The following is a 14,616-nucleotide window of genomic DNA, read 5'->3' as shown; positions in this document are numbered from 1 at the left end:
GGCAAGTCGAGCGCTTGCATTGCATGGAGTCTAATCAGAGTGCCCGCTGCGCCAGGTAACGAAGCGATGCGTGAATGTCATCGTTTGGTTACATTGCGCGCCAGTGCGCTCGCCAGGCTGGGTGCCAGGGGCAGCGTTGGCAGCAGTACAGCCTGGTAGGCGTGATAAAGGTCTGGCTTGCCTGCCCAGATCGTCGCCGCTGGCTGGTTGTCCGGGCCGAGTTCGTGGTGCCAGCTTCCGGCTGCGCGGTCGATGAAATGAGTGTCGATGAACGTCCAGAAGCGCCGGTACCATTGCTCGTACTGCTGCTCGCCGGTTCGCCGCAGCAGCGCTGCGGCACTGGCGCACGCTTCGGCATGCACCCAGTGCAGGCGCTCGCGCACCCTGGGCTGATTGTCCCAGCCCAAGGTGTAGACGATGCCCTCGGCACCATCGACGCTCCAGGCATGCTGGCAGGCATTGGCGAACAGGCCCCGCGCGCAGGCCAGCAGCCATGCCGGGGCAGGAAGCCCGGCCTGACGCCGCGCAGCCTCAAGGTGCAGGACCAGACGGGACCACTCGAACGCATGGCCAGGCGTTGTGCCGTATGGGCGGAAGTGATCTGCGGGATTGTCCCGGTTATATTCGGGCAGCGGTTGCCAGTGCACATCGAAATGTTCGATCACCCGGTGGTCACTGGCGCCAGCATGGCCGTGAATGATGCGCTCGACGATACGCAGGGCGCGCTCCAGCCAAAGTACATCGCCCGTCACATCTGCCAGGGCGAGGAAGGCCTCAGTGGCGTGCATGTTGCTGTTGGCGCCGCGATAAGCTTCAGGCTGCTGCCAGTCGCTGGAGAAGGACTCGCGCATCGCACCCTCTTGCTCACTCCAGAAACGCTCCTCGATGACCCGTATCGCCTGCGCCAGCAACCCCTGTGCTCCCGCAGCGCCCGCCACGACGGCAGAGCTGGCGGCAAGCGCGACGAAGGCATGCAGGTAAGCCGCCTTGCCGTTGTCGCCCTGGCCGTACGGGCGGGCGAACCAACCGCCGTACCCGGCGTCGCGCAAAGGCCCGCACAAGGCCTGCACACCGTGCTGCACCAATGCCAGGCAGCCTGGCGCCCCCTGAAGGTGGGCCAGGGCGAAGCTGTGGGTCATGCGTGCGGTGTTCATGGTTTCGGCGACAGCCGTAGGGGGCAGCTTGCCGCGGGCGTCGAGATTGCCGAAACCTTCAGGGGCTTGCGAGGCCTTGGCGAAAGAGAGCAGCCGCTGGCCCTCGCTTGTGAGCCAGGCGGTATGTTCCGGGGAATCGATGTAGTCCATGCGCCCGCGTCTTCCCTGTGTGAGGTTTGCAGATTCTAGCCAGCCGTCCTGGCTGGGATGTCACGAAGGCTTGCGGTTATGTCACCGGTCGGTGACATTCCTTCACTCAACGCCACGCGGCAGATAAAGGGTCACGCGCAACCCACCCTCGCGCAAATTGAGCAAGCTCACCTCACCCCCATGGCTATGGGCAATGTTGCGGGCGATCCCCAGCCCCAAGCCATACCCTTGCTGCTGCCCGGCGAGCCTGAAGTGCGGCTCGAACACCTGCTCAAGCTGCCGCTGTGGCACACCCGGCCCGTGGTCATCCACCTGCAGGACAAAGCCCTGTGCGCTGTCGATGATGCGCAGGCGGGCCCGCTCGCCGTACTTGATGGCATTGTCTATCAGGTTGCCGATGCAGCGGCGCAAGGCCAGCGGCTTGCCGGGGTACGGCGCCAGGGCCTGGCCTTCGACGGTGATGCGGCCATCCCCCAGATACGGCTCGGCAAGAATCTCCAGGACCTGGTTGAGGTCGACCGGCTCGATGTTCTCGTGGATGTCAGTGTCTTTCACGCATTGCAAGGCGCCTTTGACCAACAGCTCCAGCTCATCCAGATCCTGGCTGAACTTGGCCTGCAGGCGCTCATCTTCCAGCAGTTCGACGCGCAGCCGCAGCCGAGTGATGGGCGTGCGCAGGTCGTGGGAAATGGCGCTGAACAACTGGCTGCGCTCGGTGAGGTAGCGGCTGATGCGTTCACGCATGCTGTTGAACGCACGCCCGACCTCGACCACCTCGCTGCCACCGCCCTCGGGCACTGGCGCCACATCGGCGCCCAGCGACAGGTCCCGCGCGGCCCGCGCCAGGCGCTTGAGTGGCCAGCTCTGCCAGTGCACCAGCAGGCCGATGAACAGCAGTAGCAAGGCGGTGGTCAGGACGATGAAGCCGATCTGCTGGCGTGGCAGGCGCTCGGCTTCAAGGCTGGTGTAGGGCTCAGGCAGCAACGAGGCGATGTACAGCCACTCGTCTTGGCCCAGGCGAATCTGCGTGACCAGTACAGGCGGATTGAGTGGTTCCAGGGTCAGCGAGTAATGCGCCCAGGAACGCGGCAGCTCATCGAGCTTCAGGCCGCTGTTGAAGATGCGCAGGTCATCGGGGGCGACGAACTCGACGGAAACTTCCATCTGTGCGCCCAGCCGCTCATGCAGTACCTGCTGGAACACATCGATCACCGCCTGCTTGCGCGGTGTTATGGGCAATACCGGCATGTCCAGCGGCTTGTCGTTGAGCGACACGAAAAAACGCGTACCACCCATGCTGCGCAACTGGTCCAATACCATCGGCCGATAAGCCACCGGCAAGGAACGGAAATAACTGACGCTGGCACTCATCGAATGGGCCAGGCTGCCGGCACTGGCGCGCAAGCCCTGAAGCTGGCTGGCACGTAACTGCGCGACCCAGATGACGCTGGACAAACCTTGAGCCAACAACACCACCAGCAAGGTCAACAGCAGCATGCGCCCCAGCAGCGAGCGCGGCACCAGGCGCCAGCGCCGCTCAGGAAGCACAGCAGACATGCGCAGCCAGCAGGTAGCCACTGCCGCGCACAGTGCGGATCAGCCGTGGCGGTTTGTCGGTGTCGCGCAGACGCTGACGCAGGCGGCTGACCGCCATGTCAACGATACGGTCCAGCGGCATTGGCTCACGGCCACGGGTAGCGTTGCCGATGGTATCGCGGTCGAGGATCTGCTGAGGGTGATCGAGAAACAGCTTGAGCAGTGCGAAATCGGCACCGGAGAGGATCACCTCTTCGCCATCGCGGTGGAACAGGCGGTGGCTGACCGTGTCCAGGCGCCAGTCGTCGAAGGCCAGTACCGCTGTGGCTGGCGCGGCCTGGCCGAATTCCGCGCGACGCAGCAGGGCCTTGATTCGCGCCTGCAGTTCCCGCGGGCTGAACGGCTTGCCCAGATAATCGTCCGCACCAAGCTCAAGGCCGATGACCCGGTCGGCCTCGTCGGAGCTGGCGGTCAGCATGATGATCGGCACCCGCGATTGACGCGGGTGCTGGCGCACCCAGCGACACAGGCTGAAGCCGTCCTCGTCGGGCAGCATCACATCGAGAATGACCAGATCGCAGTGAGTGTTTTCCAGCGCGTGGCGAAAACCCTGGCCATCGGCTTCGGCGTGCACCTGGAAACCGGCGCGACTCAGGTAGGTTTGCAACAGCTCTCGGATTTCCTGATCGTCGTCGACCATCAGGATCGATTTTCCGGCAGTGCTCAAGGTATCCCGCCCTCTTGTTGTCACAGGTCTTTTGCCTGCTGTGAGGGCCGCAAGCGGCCCCCTATCAATGATCCAGAGCCTGCTGTAATGCCACGCCGGCGCCCAGCAGTCCAGAAAACTCTGCCGTCACCAGCCACACCGGCACACCGGCGAAGTACCCGCTCATGCAGCCCTTGTCGGCAAAACTTGCAGCGAACCCGCTGCGCATGAACAGTTCGGCAAACCGCGGGATGACGCCGCCAACAATATAAACACCACCGCGTGCACCCAGGGTCAGTACATTGTTACCTGCCACGCGCCCCAGGAAGCGGCAGAACTGTTCGACCACCGCCAATGCCCGTGGCTCACCACTCAGGGCGGCATCGGTAATTTCTGCGGGGGTCTTGTACCGTACCGTATCACCGTCCAGCGCACAGATGGCCTGGTACAAACGCACGAGGCCACCACCGCTGAGCACGGTTTCAGCGCTGACATGGCCAATCTGCCCATGAATCTGCTGATGGATCGCCGCTTCGCGGGCATTGCCCACCGGCAGGTCGACGTGCCCTCCCTCACCGGGCAGCGCCAGCCAATGCTGCTCACCGAGGCGCAGCAGGCTGCCGACGCCAAGGCCGGTGCCCGGACCGATCACCAGTGCAGGTCGCGCCGGGTCGGCCTGGCCGGGGCAGACCTGGCGCACCTCATCCCCTTGCAGGCGGGTCATGCCCAAGGCCATCGCCGTGAAGTCGTTGATCAGCAGCAACTGTTCAACCTGCAACGTCTTGCAGAATGCGCTGCGGCTCAGCCGCCAATGATTGTTGGTGAAGCGGAATTCATCACCGTCGACCGGCCCGGCCACCGCCAGGCACACCGCCGACAGCCCGCCACGCTCGATACCCTGGCTCTGCAGGTAGGCCTCGATGGCCTGCTCCGGGCTGGTGTAGTCAGCGGTGGCGAAGACCTTCACCTGATGCAGCTGGTTGTCACGCCACAACGCAAAACGGGCATTGGTGCCACCGATGTCGCCAACCAGCAGGTCCTTCATTTGAGGTTCTCCAGGGCCGAGGTAAAGGCGCTGGCGCCCTGCTCGGCCGAGCTGAACGCCATGCGCATGAAGCCGAACAGCTCGCGCCCACAGCCCAGGTCGTTGCCCTGTGGCGCAGGTGGCAGGTCGCGGCTGGCCAGTTCCTCGGCCGACACCTTGAGCTGCAGCGTGCCTTCGACACCATCGACCCGCACGATATCACCATCGCGCACCCGCGCCAGCGGTCCACCATCAAAGGCTTCAGGGCAGACATGGATTGCGGCCGGGATCTTGCCCGATGCACCTGACATGCGCCCATCGGTGACCAGTGCCACTTTATAGCCGCGGTCCTGCAGCACACCGAGGAACGGCGTCAGCTTGTGCAGCTCCGGCATGCCGTTGCAACGTGGCCCCTGGAAACGCACCACGGCCACGAAGTCGCGCTCCAGTTCGCCGGCCTTGAACGCATCGGCCAGCGACTGCTGGTCCTGGAACACCCGGGCCGGGGCCTCGACGACCTGATGCTCGGGGGCCACCGCGGACACTTTCATCACGCCACGCCCAAGGTTGCCTTCCATCACCCGCAGGCCGCCTTCGGCCGAGAACGGCCGCGCCACCGGGCGCAGGATGGTCTCGTCCAGGCTCTGCTGCGGGCCTTCGCGCCAGACCAGCTTGCCGTTGTCGAGGAACGGTTCCTGCGTGTAGCGGCGCAACCCGTGGCCGGCGACGGTGTTGACATCCTCGTGCAACAAGCCGGCATCGAGCAGCTCACGGATCAGGAAGGACATGCCACCGGCGGCCTGGAAGTGATTGATGTCGGCCTTGCCATTGGGGTAGACGTGGGACAGGGTCGGCACCACCTCGGACAGGTCGGCCATGTCCTGCCAGGTGAGCTGGATGCCTGCCGCCTGGGCGATCGCCGGCATGTGCAGGGTGTGGTTGGTCGACCCCCCGGTGGCATGCAGGGCGACGATGGAGTTGACCAGCGATTTCTCGTCGACGATCTCGCCCAGCGGCATGAAGCTGCCACTGGCCTTGGTCATGCGTGTCACTTGCTGTGCGGCCTCGGCGGTCAGCGCGTCGCGAAGCGGGGTGTATGGGTTGACGAACGAGGCCCCCGGCAGGTGCAGGCCCATCACTTCCATCACCAGCTGGTTGGTGTTGGCAGTGCCGTAGAAGGTGCAGGTGCCCGGGCTGTGGTAGGACTTCATCTCCGACTCCAGCAGTTCCTCACGGCTGGCCTTGCCCTCGGCATAGCGCTGGCGCACATCGGCTTTCTGCTTGTTGGAGATGCCGGAAACCATTGGCCCGCCCGGTACGAAAATGGTGGGCAGGTGACCGAAGCGCAGCGCGCCCATCATCAAGCCGGGGACGATCTTGTCGCAGATACCCAGCATCAGCGCAGCGTCGAACATGTTGTGCGACAGCGCCACCGCAGTAGACATGGCGATCACTTCACGGCTGGCGATGGCCAGCTCCATGCCAGGCTCACCCTGGGTCACGCCATCGCACATGGCCGGCACACCGCCAGCGAACTGGCCGACGGAGCCAACTTCGCGCAGTGCCTTCTTGATCTGCTCGGGGAAATGCACATACGGCTGGTGCGCCGAGAGCATGTCGTTGTAGGCCGAGACGATGGCCACGTTGGCGGCATTCATCAGGCGCAGGCTCTGCTTGTCGTCAGCGCCACACCCGGCCACGCCATGGGCGAAGTTGGCGCACTGCAGGCTGGCCCGCATGGGTCCGTCGCTGGCCGCGCCGCGAATCAGCTGCAGGTAGCGTTCACGGGTGGCACGGCTGCGTTCGGTCAGCCGTTGGGTGACCTCAAGGATGCGCGGGTGCATGTACTGGACTCCAGGCTAGCGGTAAGGGCGGTTTACCGGGCATTTCCCCTCCAAACGATTGCGGCCTAGGCTCCTGTGTAAGAGACCCTGCGCATCGAGGCGGCGGCTTGCCCGACCACTCGTTGTATATTTAAACAAAATACTGCCAGTAAAAAGGCTTGTTTTCTATCGCTGAGTGAATAATCTTGTAATTCCAACAACAAAACCGTTTCAGTGAAGCTTCATTTGTGCCACAGGTTTCACTCGAACTGCCAGAGGTACTGCCATGACACTACGTATCGCCATCAACGGATTCGGCCGCATTGGTCGCAATGTCCTGCGCGCACTGTATACCCAAGGCTACCGCCACGACCTGCAGGTCGTCGCCATCAACGACCTGGGCGACAGTGCCATGAACGCCCACCTGCTCAAATACGACAGCGTACACGGTGCTTTCGATGCGTCGGTGGAAGCTGATCACGAGAGCCTGACGGTCAACGGTGACCGTATCGCGGTGAGCGCCATCCGCAATCCGGCCGAGCTGCCCTGGAAGGCTGAAGCGATCGACGTGGTGTTCGAGTGCACCGGGCTGTTCACCGACCGCGCCAAGGCCGCGGCGCACCTGGCGGCCGGGGCTGGCAAGGTGATCGTCTCGGCACCGGCCAAGGGCGCCGACGCCACCGTGGTATACGGCGTCAACCATGACATTCTGCGCGCGTCGCACCAGGTCATTTCCAACGCCTCCTGCACCACCAACTGCCTGGCGCCGATCGCCCAGGTACTGCACCGCGAGTTCGGCATCGAGCAGGGGCTGATGACCACCATCCATGCCTACACCAACGACCAGGTGCTTACCGACGTCTACCACAGCGACCCGTACCGGGCGCGCTCGGCCACCCAGTCGATGATCCCGAGCAAGACCGGCGCCGCCGAAGCCGTGGGCCTGGTGTTGCCGGAACTGGCCGGCAAGCTGACCGGCATGGCGGTGCGCGTACCGGTGATCAACGTGTCGCTGGTCGACCTCACCGTCAACCTCAAGCGCGAGGCCACGGCCGAGCAGGTGAACCAGTTGTTCCTCGAAGCCAGCCGGCATTCCAAGGTGCTCGGCTACAACACCCTGCCGCTGGTCTCGTGCGACTTCAATCACAACCCGTTGTCGTCGATATTCGATGCCAACCACACCCGCGCCAACGGCAGGATGCTCAAGGTGCTGGCCTGGTATGACAATGAGTGGGGGTTCTCCAACCGCATGCTGGATAACTGCCTGGCATTGTGCAGCGCCCGCTGAGCGCACGCGCTTGCGGTAGGAGCGGCCTTGCGTCGCGAAAGGGCTGCGCAGCGGCCCCGACAATATCTGTAGCGCTCAGAAAACCTTGGGGCTGCTCTGCAGCCCTTTCGCGACGCAAGGCCGCTCCTACCGACAATCTTTACCTTTTCCTAACACTTCCAGGCTTGACCTTCAGGCAAGATGATAAGCATTATCATTAACCTTTCGTCGGCCAGGTCCCCCTGTGAGTCAGTCCCGGTTCAACTCTGTCTTCCTCGTTCAGCGCCTCCCCCTATTGCGAACCTTGCAGCGCATGGTCGGCAACCCCAGCACCGCCGAGGACCTGCTGCAGGAAACCTACCTGCGAGTGTCCCGCGCCTTGGGGGAGCGGCCCATCGAACACCTCGAGCCCTTCGTCTTCCAGACCGCGCGAAACCTGGCCCTGGACCATCTGCGCACGCGCCGGGTGCAATCGCGCATGCTGGTCGACGATGTGCCCGAAGAAATCCTGCACAACGTCGCCGCGCCGCTGAGCAGCAGCGAGGATGCCGCACACGCCGAGCAACTGCTCAAGCACCTGAGCGTCAGCCTCAACCAGTTGAGTGAGCGTCAGCAGCGCATTTTCATCCTCAGCCGCCTGCACGGTGCCAGCTACGTGGAAGTTGCCGAGCAACTCAATGTCTCGGCCAGCACGGTCCAGAAGGAGCTGAAACTGATCATGGCAATCTGCATGGGTGTGGCCGAACGCCTGAAGTAAGACGACCGCTGGCCACCCGAGCTCGGCGAAGCGCTTGCCACGCCCCGACTTAGCCTTGATCATTCGGGAAAATCATTTCAAGGATTCACCGTGACCGACAGCCCCGCCCCTCGCCCGCCGACCGCAGGGCCCGACGCCCGCGCCCGTGCGATGGACGAGGCGCTGGACTGGCTGGTCCGCCTGCAATGCGCCACCGAAGCGGACACGCTGGCCTTCGAGCAGTGGCTCAGCGCCGCGCCGGAAAACGCCGTGGCCTACGTCGAAGCCGAAGCCCTGTGGAACGGCACGCCGGTGCGCCAGGCCGCCACACAAATGCATCAGGTGCGGCGCCGCTCTGTACGCGGGCGTCTGCGGGCTCACTGGAAACCCCTGGCGACCGCCGCAGTACTGCTGGTCGGGCTGTTCACCGTGGGCAACTTGCCGATGCGCCTGCAGGCCGACCACCTGACCGTGGTGGGCGAACGCCAGCGCCTGCAGCTCGATGACGGGGCCAAGGTGCTGCTCAACACCAACTCGGCTTTCGCCAGCGACGTGCGCGAAGGCCGTCAGGTGGCGCGGTTGCTACAAGGCGAGGCGTATTTCCAGGTACCCGGTGGCACCCAACCACCACTGGAAGTTCAGGCCGGCCCGCTGCGGGCACAGGTGCGCGACACCGATTTTGCCGTGCGCTACCTCGATGGTGAGGCACAGGTCCGGGTGCAGCGCGGCGACGTCGACCTGCAGGCCGCCAGCGACCAGCGTATCCGCCTGAGCGCCGGCGACAGCATCAGCGTCGGCCCGCAAGGCTTCGGCCAGCGCCAGCGCCCGGACATGCACAAGGACCTGGCCTGGGTCGATGGGCGCCTGGTGTTCGAGAACTGCCCGCTTAGCCAGGTGCTGGCCGAAGTGCGGCGCTATTACCCAGGCTGGATCATCAACCGCAATGCCCACCTCGAAGACATGGCGGTGACCGGCAACTACCGCCTCGACCAGCCGCTGGAGACCTTGCGCGCCCTGGCCCACATCACCTCGGCGCAGCTGCACGAATACCCCGCCGTGGTCATTCTCAACTGACCTGAAAATTATTTTTACGCGATCGCGCTGCCCCGTCCGTCTCGTTATAGCCAATGCAACTGATTCTTGTTTCAAAACAGGAACGGTCATCACCTATAACAGTTCGCGCGTCAGGGAGCGCTTTCGATGTCCACAGGTCCAACTCGCCCGTCCCCCCTTCCCCGCCGTACCGGCCAATTGTCCCTGCTGACCATGGCCTTGCTCGCCAGTGGCGCCTGCTGCCTGCCGGCGCTGGCCGCAGAACCTGCGCACGCGACAAGCCCGCGCATGGGCGACTACCGCTTCAGCATCGCCCAGCAGCCCTTGGTCGAGGCCATCAACGCCTTCAGCCAGGTGACCGGCTGGCAGGTGGGTTTCAGCGCCGAACTGGCCGACGGTGTGGCTTCGCCAGGTGTACGCGGCTCGCTGCCTCCGGAAGCGGCACTGAAACAACTGCTGCAAGGTACCGGCCTGGGCTATCGCAAGATCGGCAACGGCAATGTGGTGCTCGAACGCCAATCGGCGGGCAATGCCATCGCCCTGCAGCAGATGACCGTCAGCGCCACGCGCAGCGCCCAGGACGTCAGCCAGGTGCCGAGCACCGTGAGTGTGCAGACACGCGAGCAACTGGACCGGCAGAACGTCAATAACATCCAGGAACTGGTGCGCTATGAGCCAGGCGTGTCGGTCGGTGGCACCGGCCAGCGCAGCGGCCTGAACGGTTACAACATCCGTGGCATCGACGGAGAGCGCGTGCTGACCCAGATCGACGGTGTGTCGATCCCTGACAGCTTCTTCTACGGTCCCTACGCCCAGACCCAGCGCAACTACGTCGACCCCGAGATAGTCAAGCGCGTGGAAATCCTCCGCGGTCCGGCCTCGGTGCTGTACGGCAGCAATGCCATCGGCGGTGCGGTGAGCTACTTCACCCTGGACCCGGACGACATCATCAAGCCCGGCAAGGATGTGGGCGCGCGCCTGAAGACTGGCTACAGCTCGGCCGACGATAGCTGGCTGACCTCTGCCACCGTAGCAGGCCGCCAGGGCGACTTCGACGGCCTGCTGCACGTCAGCCAGCGCAACGGCCACGAAACCGAATCCTACGGCGAGCATGGCGGTAGCGGCCTGTCGCGTACCGAAGCCAACCCGGAAGATGTGCGCACCACCAACGTGCTGGCCAAGCTCGGCTGGAACTACGCCGACGACGCACGCCTGGGCTTCACCTACGAGCGTTACAAGGATGACCGCGACCAGAACATCCTCAGTGCCGTGGGCGGTCCGTTCACCAACGGCACAGGCCTTGGCATGTACCGCAGCCGCAACGGCAACGACACCGTGACCCGCGAGCGCTTTGGCATCAATCATGAGTTCGGGCTGGATTCGCTGGTGGCCGACCACATCAAATGGAGCCTGAACTACCAGATCGCCAAGACCGACCAGCACACTGAAGAAGTCTACTTCCCGTTCAGCCGCACGGTTTTTCGTACCCGGGACACCACCTACAAGGACCGCCAGTGGGTCTTCGATGCACAACTGGACAAGGCGTTCAGCATCGCAGCCACCGACCACCTGCTAACCTACGGCACCACACTCAAGCACGAGAAGGTCACCGGCACGCGCAGCGGCACAGGCACCTGCCTTGCAGTCAGCGGAAGCTGCCGTTCCGTCGGCCAGGACAGCCCTACCGACGCCCAGGCCTTGGTCAGCGACTTCCCGGACCCGACCGTCAACACCTACAGCCTGTTCGTGCAGGATGAAATTCGCTGGAACAACTGGACCTTCCTGCCCGGCGCCCGCTACGACTACACACGCATGGAGCCGAAATTCACCGACGAATTCCTGCGTGGCATCCAAGGCTCCGGGGCAGCCCCTGGCAGCCTCGATGACTCGGACAAGAAGTGGCACCGCGTGTCGCCCAAGTTCGGCCTGACCTACGCCTTCAACGACAACTACACCTGGTACGGCCAGTACGCCGAAGGTTTCCGCACGCCAACCGCCAAGTCGATGTACGGCCGCTTCGAAAACCAGGCCGAGGGTTATGTCGTGCAGGGCAACCCCGGGCTTGAGCCGGAGAAGAGCAAGAGCTACGAGACCGGCCTGCGCGGCAACTTCGATGCCGGTAACTTCAGCGCTGCGGTGTTCTACAACAAGTACCGCGACTTCATCGACGAAGACGCCGTGCAGTCGGCCAACCTGGAAACCACCTTCCAGGCCAACAACATCAAGCACGCCACCATCAAGGGCGCAGAGGTCAAAGGCCGCCTCAACCTCGACCACTTCGGTGCGCCAGAGGGCCTCTACACTCAAGGTTCGATCGCTTACGCCAACGGCCGCAACGATGACAACGGCCAGCCGCTGAACAGCGTCAACCCACTGACCGGCGTGTTCGGCCTGGGTTACGAGCAACCGAACTACGGCGGCCTGCTGAGCTGGACCGTTGTCAAGCGCAAGACCCGCGTCGACGACACCACGTTCTTCGCCCCGGACGGCCAGAGCTCGCAGTTCCGTACCCCTGGCTACGGCGTGCTGGACCTGAGCGGTTTCTACAAGGTGACCGACGACATCACGGTCAACGCTGGGCTGTACAACCTGACCGACAAGAAATACTGGCAGTGGGATTCGGTGCGCGGCTACGACGGCCAGGGTGAGGCGGGCGTGACCCAGCCTGCCAACCTCGACCGCCTGACCATGCCAGGGCGCAACTTCGCCATCAATGTGGTGTGGGATATCTGACTGAGCTGATCGGTACTGGCCCTATCGCCGGCAAGCCCCCACGGCTACGCCACTGAACCTGAGGGCAGTGGGTACCCTGTGGGGGCCACCTTGCTGGCGACAGGGCCGGAACCGACAACACAAAAAACCGGTTTTTTTACTCTCCCCACCCCTCTGTTTCGTCTTGTCACTAGACGCCCCAAATTCCCAAGGACACCCCATGACCGACCGCCCAGCCCTGCGCTCGCAACGCCTCAACCAGGTCACCCACGCCCCGCACACCGAGCTCGACGCCCTGGTCAAATCCCACGCACCGTTCGACAGCCGCGAGAGTTTCGCCCGTTTCGTCGTCGCCCAGTACCTGTTCCAGTCCGAACTGCAGGCCCTGTACAACGACCCGAAACTGATCGCCATCGTGCCTGACCTGGCCCAGCGCTGCCGCGCCGATCAAGCCCGCCTGGACCTCGCCGACCTCGATACCGAAGTACCGGCTGCAGTACCCGGCGCCTTGCACGACCCAAGCCTGGCAGAAGCGTTGGGCTGGATCTTCGTCTCCGAAGGCTCCAAACTGGGCGCCGCGTTTCTGATCAAGCGGGCCGTGGCCCTGGAGCTGTCCGACAGCTTTGGCGCCCGCCACCTGGGCGAACCGGCCGGTGGCCGCGCCGAGGGCTGGAAGCAGTTCACCCGAACCCTCGATGGCCTGGCGCTGTCTGCCGAAGAAGACGCTGCTGCCGAGCGCGGCGCAGTGGCCGCCTTCGAGCGCTTCACCGAACTGCTCAAGCATGCCTACGCCGCCGACAGCGCGCTGGCCTGATACGCTTAACCCGGCCACCCTTCCGGTGGCCGGACCGTTTTGTGCAGTGAGACCATGACCCGACCTGCCCGCTCGAAACTGTCGCGCCTGCTGTATGGCATCCTGGCTTACGTAAGCTTGGGTATCGGCCTGGTCGCCATCGTCATTCCTGGCCTGCCGACCACCGAGTTCATCCTTCTGGCCGCCTGGGCAGCGACACGCAGCTCGCCGCGCCTGTCGGCATGGCTGGAGAACCACCGGCTGTTCGGGCCTATCCTGTTCAACTGGCGCAATGGCAAGGTGATCCAGCGCCGGGCAAAGGTCAGCGCAACTCTGAGCATGCTGGTGTGCGCAGGCCTGATGCTGGCCTTCTTTGACCATCGCTGGCCGGTATTTCTGGCCATCACCGGCATGGCCCTGGGCAACCTGTGGATCTGGTCACGGCCAGAGCAGGCATGCCCGCCTGCGTCACAGGCTCAGTAGCCCTGAATACAGCGCATACGCTGCCAGAGCAGCGCCAATCAGCACCGCCGCGAAGATCAACTTCTCCCACGTGGTGAACAGCACCTGGCCTTGTTCACGCTTGGCCCGAGCGAACAGGATTACCCCAGGCGCATACAGCAATGCCGACAGCAGCAGGTACTTGAGCCCACCGGCATACAGCAGCCAAAGCGCATACACCAGCGCCACCAACGCCACCAACAGGTCCTTGCGGCGCAGCCCCTCTTGCCCGGCATAACTCTCCCCGCGCAGCGCCAAGAGCACCGCGTAGGCGGCCGACCACAGGTACGGCACCAGGATCATCGACGACGCCAGGTAGATCAGGCTGGTGTAGGTACCCGCCGAAACCAAGGTGATCAGCAAGAACCCCTGGATCATGCAGTTGGTCAGCCACAGGGCATTGGCCGGCACATGGTTGGCATTTTCCTTGGCCAAAAAGCGCGGCATGGTCTTGTCCCGTGCCGTGGCGAAGAGGATTTCGGCGCACAGCAGTGCCCACGAGAGCAAGGCGCCGAGCAGCGAAACTGCCAGGCCGATGCTGATCAGCAACGCGCCCCAGGGCCCGACGATGTGCTCAAGCACCGATGCCAGTGAGGGGTTCTGCAGCCCGGCCAGTTCCGGCTGGGTCATCACCCCCAGCGACAGCACGTTGACCAGCACCAGCAGCGCCAGTACGCCGAGAAAACCGATCACCGTGGCCTTACCCACATCCGTGCGGCGCAGCGCCCGCCCCGAATAGACGCTGGCGCCTTCGATGCCGATGAACACGAATACGGTGACCAGCATCATGTTGCGCACCTGGTCCAGCACATTACCGAACTGCGGGTTGCTCACGCCCCAGATATCCCGGGTAAAGATGTCGGCGCGGAAGGCGAAGGCGGCGATGACGATGAAGATCAGCAGCGGCACCACCTTGGCCACGGTGGTTACCTGGTTGATGAACGCCGCTTCCTTGATGCCACGCAGCACCAGAAAGTGCACCGACCACAACAGCAATGAGGCACAGCCGATGGCAATGGGCGTATTGCCCTCACCGAACACCGGGAAATAAAAGCCCAGTGTACTGAACAGCAGCACGAAGTAGCCGACGTTGCCCAGCCAGGCGCTGATCCAGTAGCCCCACGCCGAGGAGAAGCCCATGTAGTCGCCGAAGCCGGCCTT

General features: G+C 63.8%; 12 protein-coding genes. 6 read left to right on the top strand and 6 right to left on the bottom strand.

Annotation, left to right across the window (positions count from 1 at the left end; translation table 11 throughout):
* Positions 1-77: 77 nt before the first annotated feature.
* The 5 genes from EGJ09_RS17375 to edd form a co-directional block, all read right to left on the bottom strand.
* Positions 78-1,304 (bottom strand): AGE family epimerase/isomerase, encoded by a 1,227-nt coding sequence (locus tag EGJ09_RS17375; RefSeq protein WP_125924451.1) that lies wholly within the window; start codon positions 1,302-1,304, stop codon positions 78-80.
* A gap of 102 nt (positions 1,305-1,406) precedes the next feature.
* The gene (locus EGJ09_RS17370) at positions 1,407-2,861 is read right to left on the bottom strand and encodes an ATP-binding protein (RefSeq protein ID WP_119687715.1); all 1,455 of its coding nucleotides are present in this window, start codon (positions 2,859-2,861) and stop codon (positions 1,407-1,409) included.
* Complete coding sequence (gene gltR, locus EGJ09_RS17365) at positions 2,842-3,567, bottom strand: two-component system response regulator GltR (protein ID WP_046784414.1); 726 nt, start codon at positions 3,565-3,567, stop codon at positions 2,842-2,844. The genes EGJ09_RS17370 and gltR overlap by 20 nt, the downstream gene beginning before the upstream one ends.
* Positions 3,568-3,631: 64 nt before the next feature.
* Positions 3,632-4,591, bottom strand: coding sequence for a glucokinase (locus tag EGJ09_RS17360; RefSeq protein WP_125924450.1), 960 nt, complete (start codon positions 4,589-4,591; stop codon positions 3,632-3,634).
* Positions 4,588-6,414 carry a phosphogluconate dehydratase gene (edd, locus tag EGJ09_RS17355; RefSeq protein ID WP_125924449.1) on the bottom strand — a complete coding sequence of 609 codons (1,827 nt, stop codon included), beginning with the start codon at positions 6,412-6,414 and terminating at the stop codon, positions 4,588-4,590. Before edd ends, EGJ09_RS17360 begins: the two co-directional genes overlap by 4 nt.
* A gap of 265 nt (positions 6,415-6,679) precedes the next feature.
* Between edd and gap the strand changes: the two genes are divergently transcribed.
* From gap to EGJ09_RS17320, 6 genes are all read left to right on the top strand, one after another.
* The gene (gene gap, locus EGJ09_RS17350) at positions 6,680-7,681 is read left to right on the top strand and encodes a type I glyceraldehyde-3-phosphate dehydrogenase (protein ID WP_119687719.1); all 1,002 of its coding nucleotides are present in this window, start codon (positions 6,680-6,682) and stop codon (positions 7,679-7,681) included.
* A gap of 223 nt (positions 7,682-7,904) precedes the next feature.
* On the top strand, positions 7,905-8,417 hold the full coding sequence (locus EGJ09_RS17340; RefSeq protein WP_125924447.1) for an RNA polymerase sigma factor: 513 nt from the start codon (positions 7,905-7,907) through the stop codon (positions 8,415-8,417).
* Between the two features lie 90 nt (positions 8,418-8,507).
* Positions 8,508-9,470 carry a FecR domain-containing protein gene (locus tag EGJ09_RS17335; RefSeq protein WP_046784419.1) on the top strand — a complete coding sequence of 321 codons (963 nt, stop codon included), beginning with the start codon at positions 8,508-8,510 and terminating at the stop codon, positions 9,468-9,470.
* A 126-nt stretch (positions 9,471-9,596) separates the two neighbouring features.
* Positions 9,597-12,182 carry a TonB-dependent receptor gene (locus EGJ09_RS17330; protein WP_125924446.1) on the top strand — a complete coding sequence of 862 codons (2,586 nt, stop codon included), beginning with the start codon at positions 9,597-9,599 and terminating at the stop codon, positions 12,180-12,182.
* Positions 12,183-12,381: 199 nt separating this feature from the next.
* On the top strand, positions 12,382-12,975 hold the full coding sequence (locus tag EGJ09_RS17325; RefSeq protein WP_046784421.1) for a biliverdin-producing heme oxygenase: 594 nt from the start codon (positions 12,382-12,384) through the stop codon (positions 12,973-12,975).
* Between the two features lie 54 nt (positions 12,976-13,029).
* A complete protein-coding gene (locus EGJ09_RS17320; RefSeq protein ID WP_125924445.1) occupies positions 13,030-13,437 on the top strand; it encodes a YbaN family protein in 408 nt (135 codons plus the stop codon).
* Here EGJ09_RS17320 and arcD read toward each other — a convergent pair.
* Positions 13,423-14,616 (bottom strand): arginine-ornithine antiporter (arcD, locus tag EGJ09_RS17315; protein ID WP_125924444.1); only part of this gene is annotated, 1,194 nt, incomplete at its 5' end. The two genes, EGJ09_RS17320 and arcD, sit on opposite strands and share 15 nt — an antisense overlap.

It is taken from the genome of Pseudomonas sp. p106 (assembly GCF_003936645.1).
GTDB lineage: Bacteria > Pseudomonadota > Gammaproteobacteria > Pseudomonadales > Pseudomonadaceae > Aquipseudomonas > Aquipseudomonas putida_E.
This window is presented reverse-complemented; position numbering and strand designations above follow the sequence as displayed.

Excerpts from the sequence above, each read along its gene's own strand:
- EGJ09_RS17375 (WP_125924451.1), bottom strand. The coding sequence starts at position 1,304 with ATGGACTACATCGATTCCCCGGAACATACCGCCTGGCTCACAAGCGAG.
- EGJ09_RS17370 (WP_119687715.1), bottom strand. The coding sequence starts at position 2,861 with ATGTCTGCTGTGCTTCCTGAGCGGCGCTGGCGCCTGGTGCCGCGCTCG.
- EGJ09_RS17360 (WP_125924450.1), bottom strand. The coding sequence starts at position 4,591 with ATGAAGGACCTGCTGGTTGGCGACATCGGTGGCACCAATGCCCGTTTT.
- edd (WP_125924449.1), bottom strand. The coding sequence starts at position 6,414 with ATGCACCCGCGCATCCTTGAGGTCACCCAACGGCTGACCGAACGCAGC.
- gap (WP_119687719.1), top strand. The coding sequence starts at position 6,680 with ATGACACTACGTATCGCCATCAACGGATTCGGCCGCATTGGTCGCAAT.
- EGJ09_RS17330 (WP_125924446.1), top strand. The coding sequence starts at position 9,597 with ATGTCCACAGGTCCAACTCGCCCGTCCCCCCTTCCCCGCCGTACCGGC.
- EGJ09_RS17325 (WP_046784421.1), top strand. The coding sequence starts at position 12,382 with ATGACCGACCGCCCAGCCCTGCGCTCGCAACGCCTCAACCAGGTCACC.
- EGJ09_RS17320 (WP_125924445.1), top strand. The coding sequence starts at position 13,030 with ATGACCCGACCTGCCCGCTCGAAACTGTCGCGCCTGCTGTATGGCATC.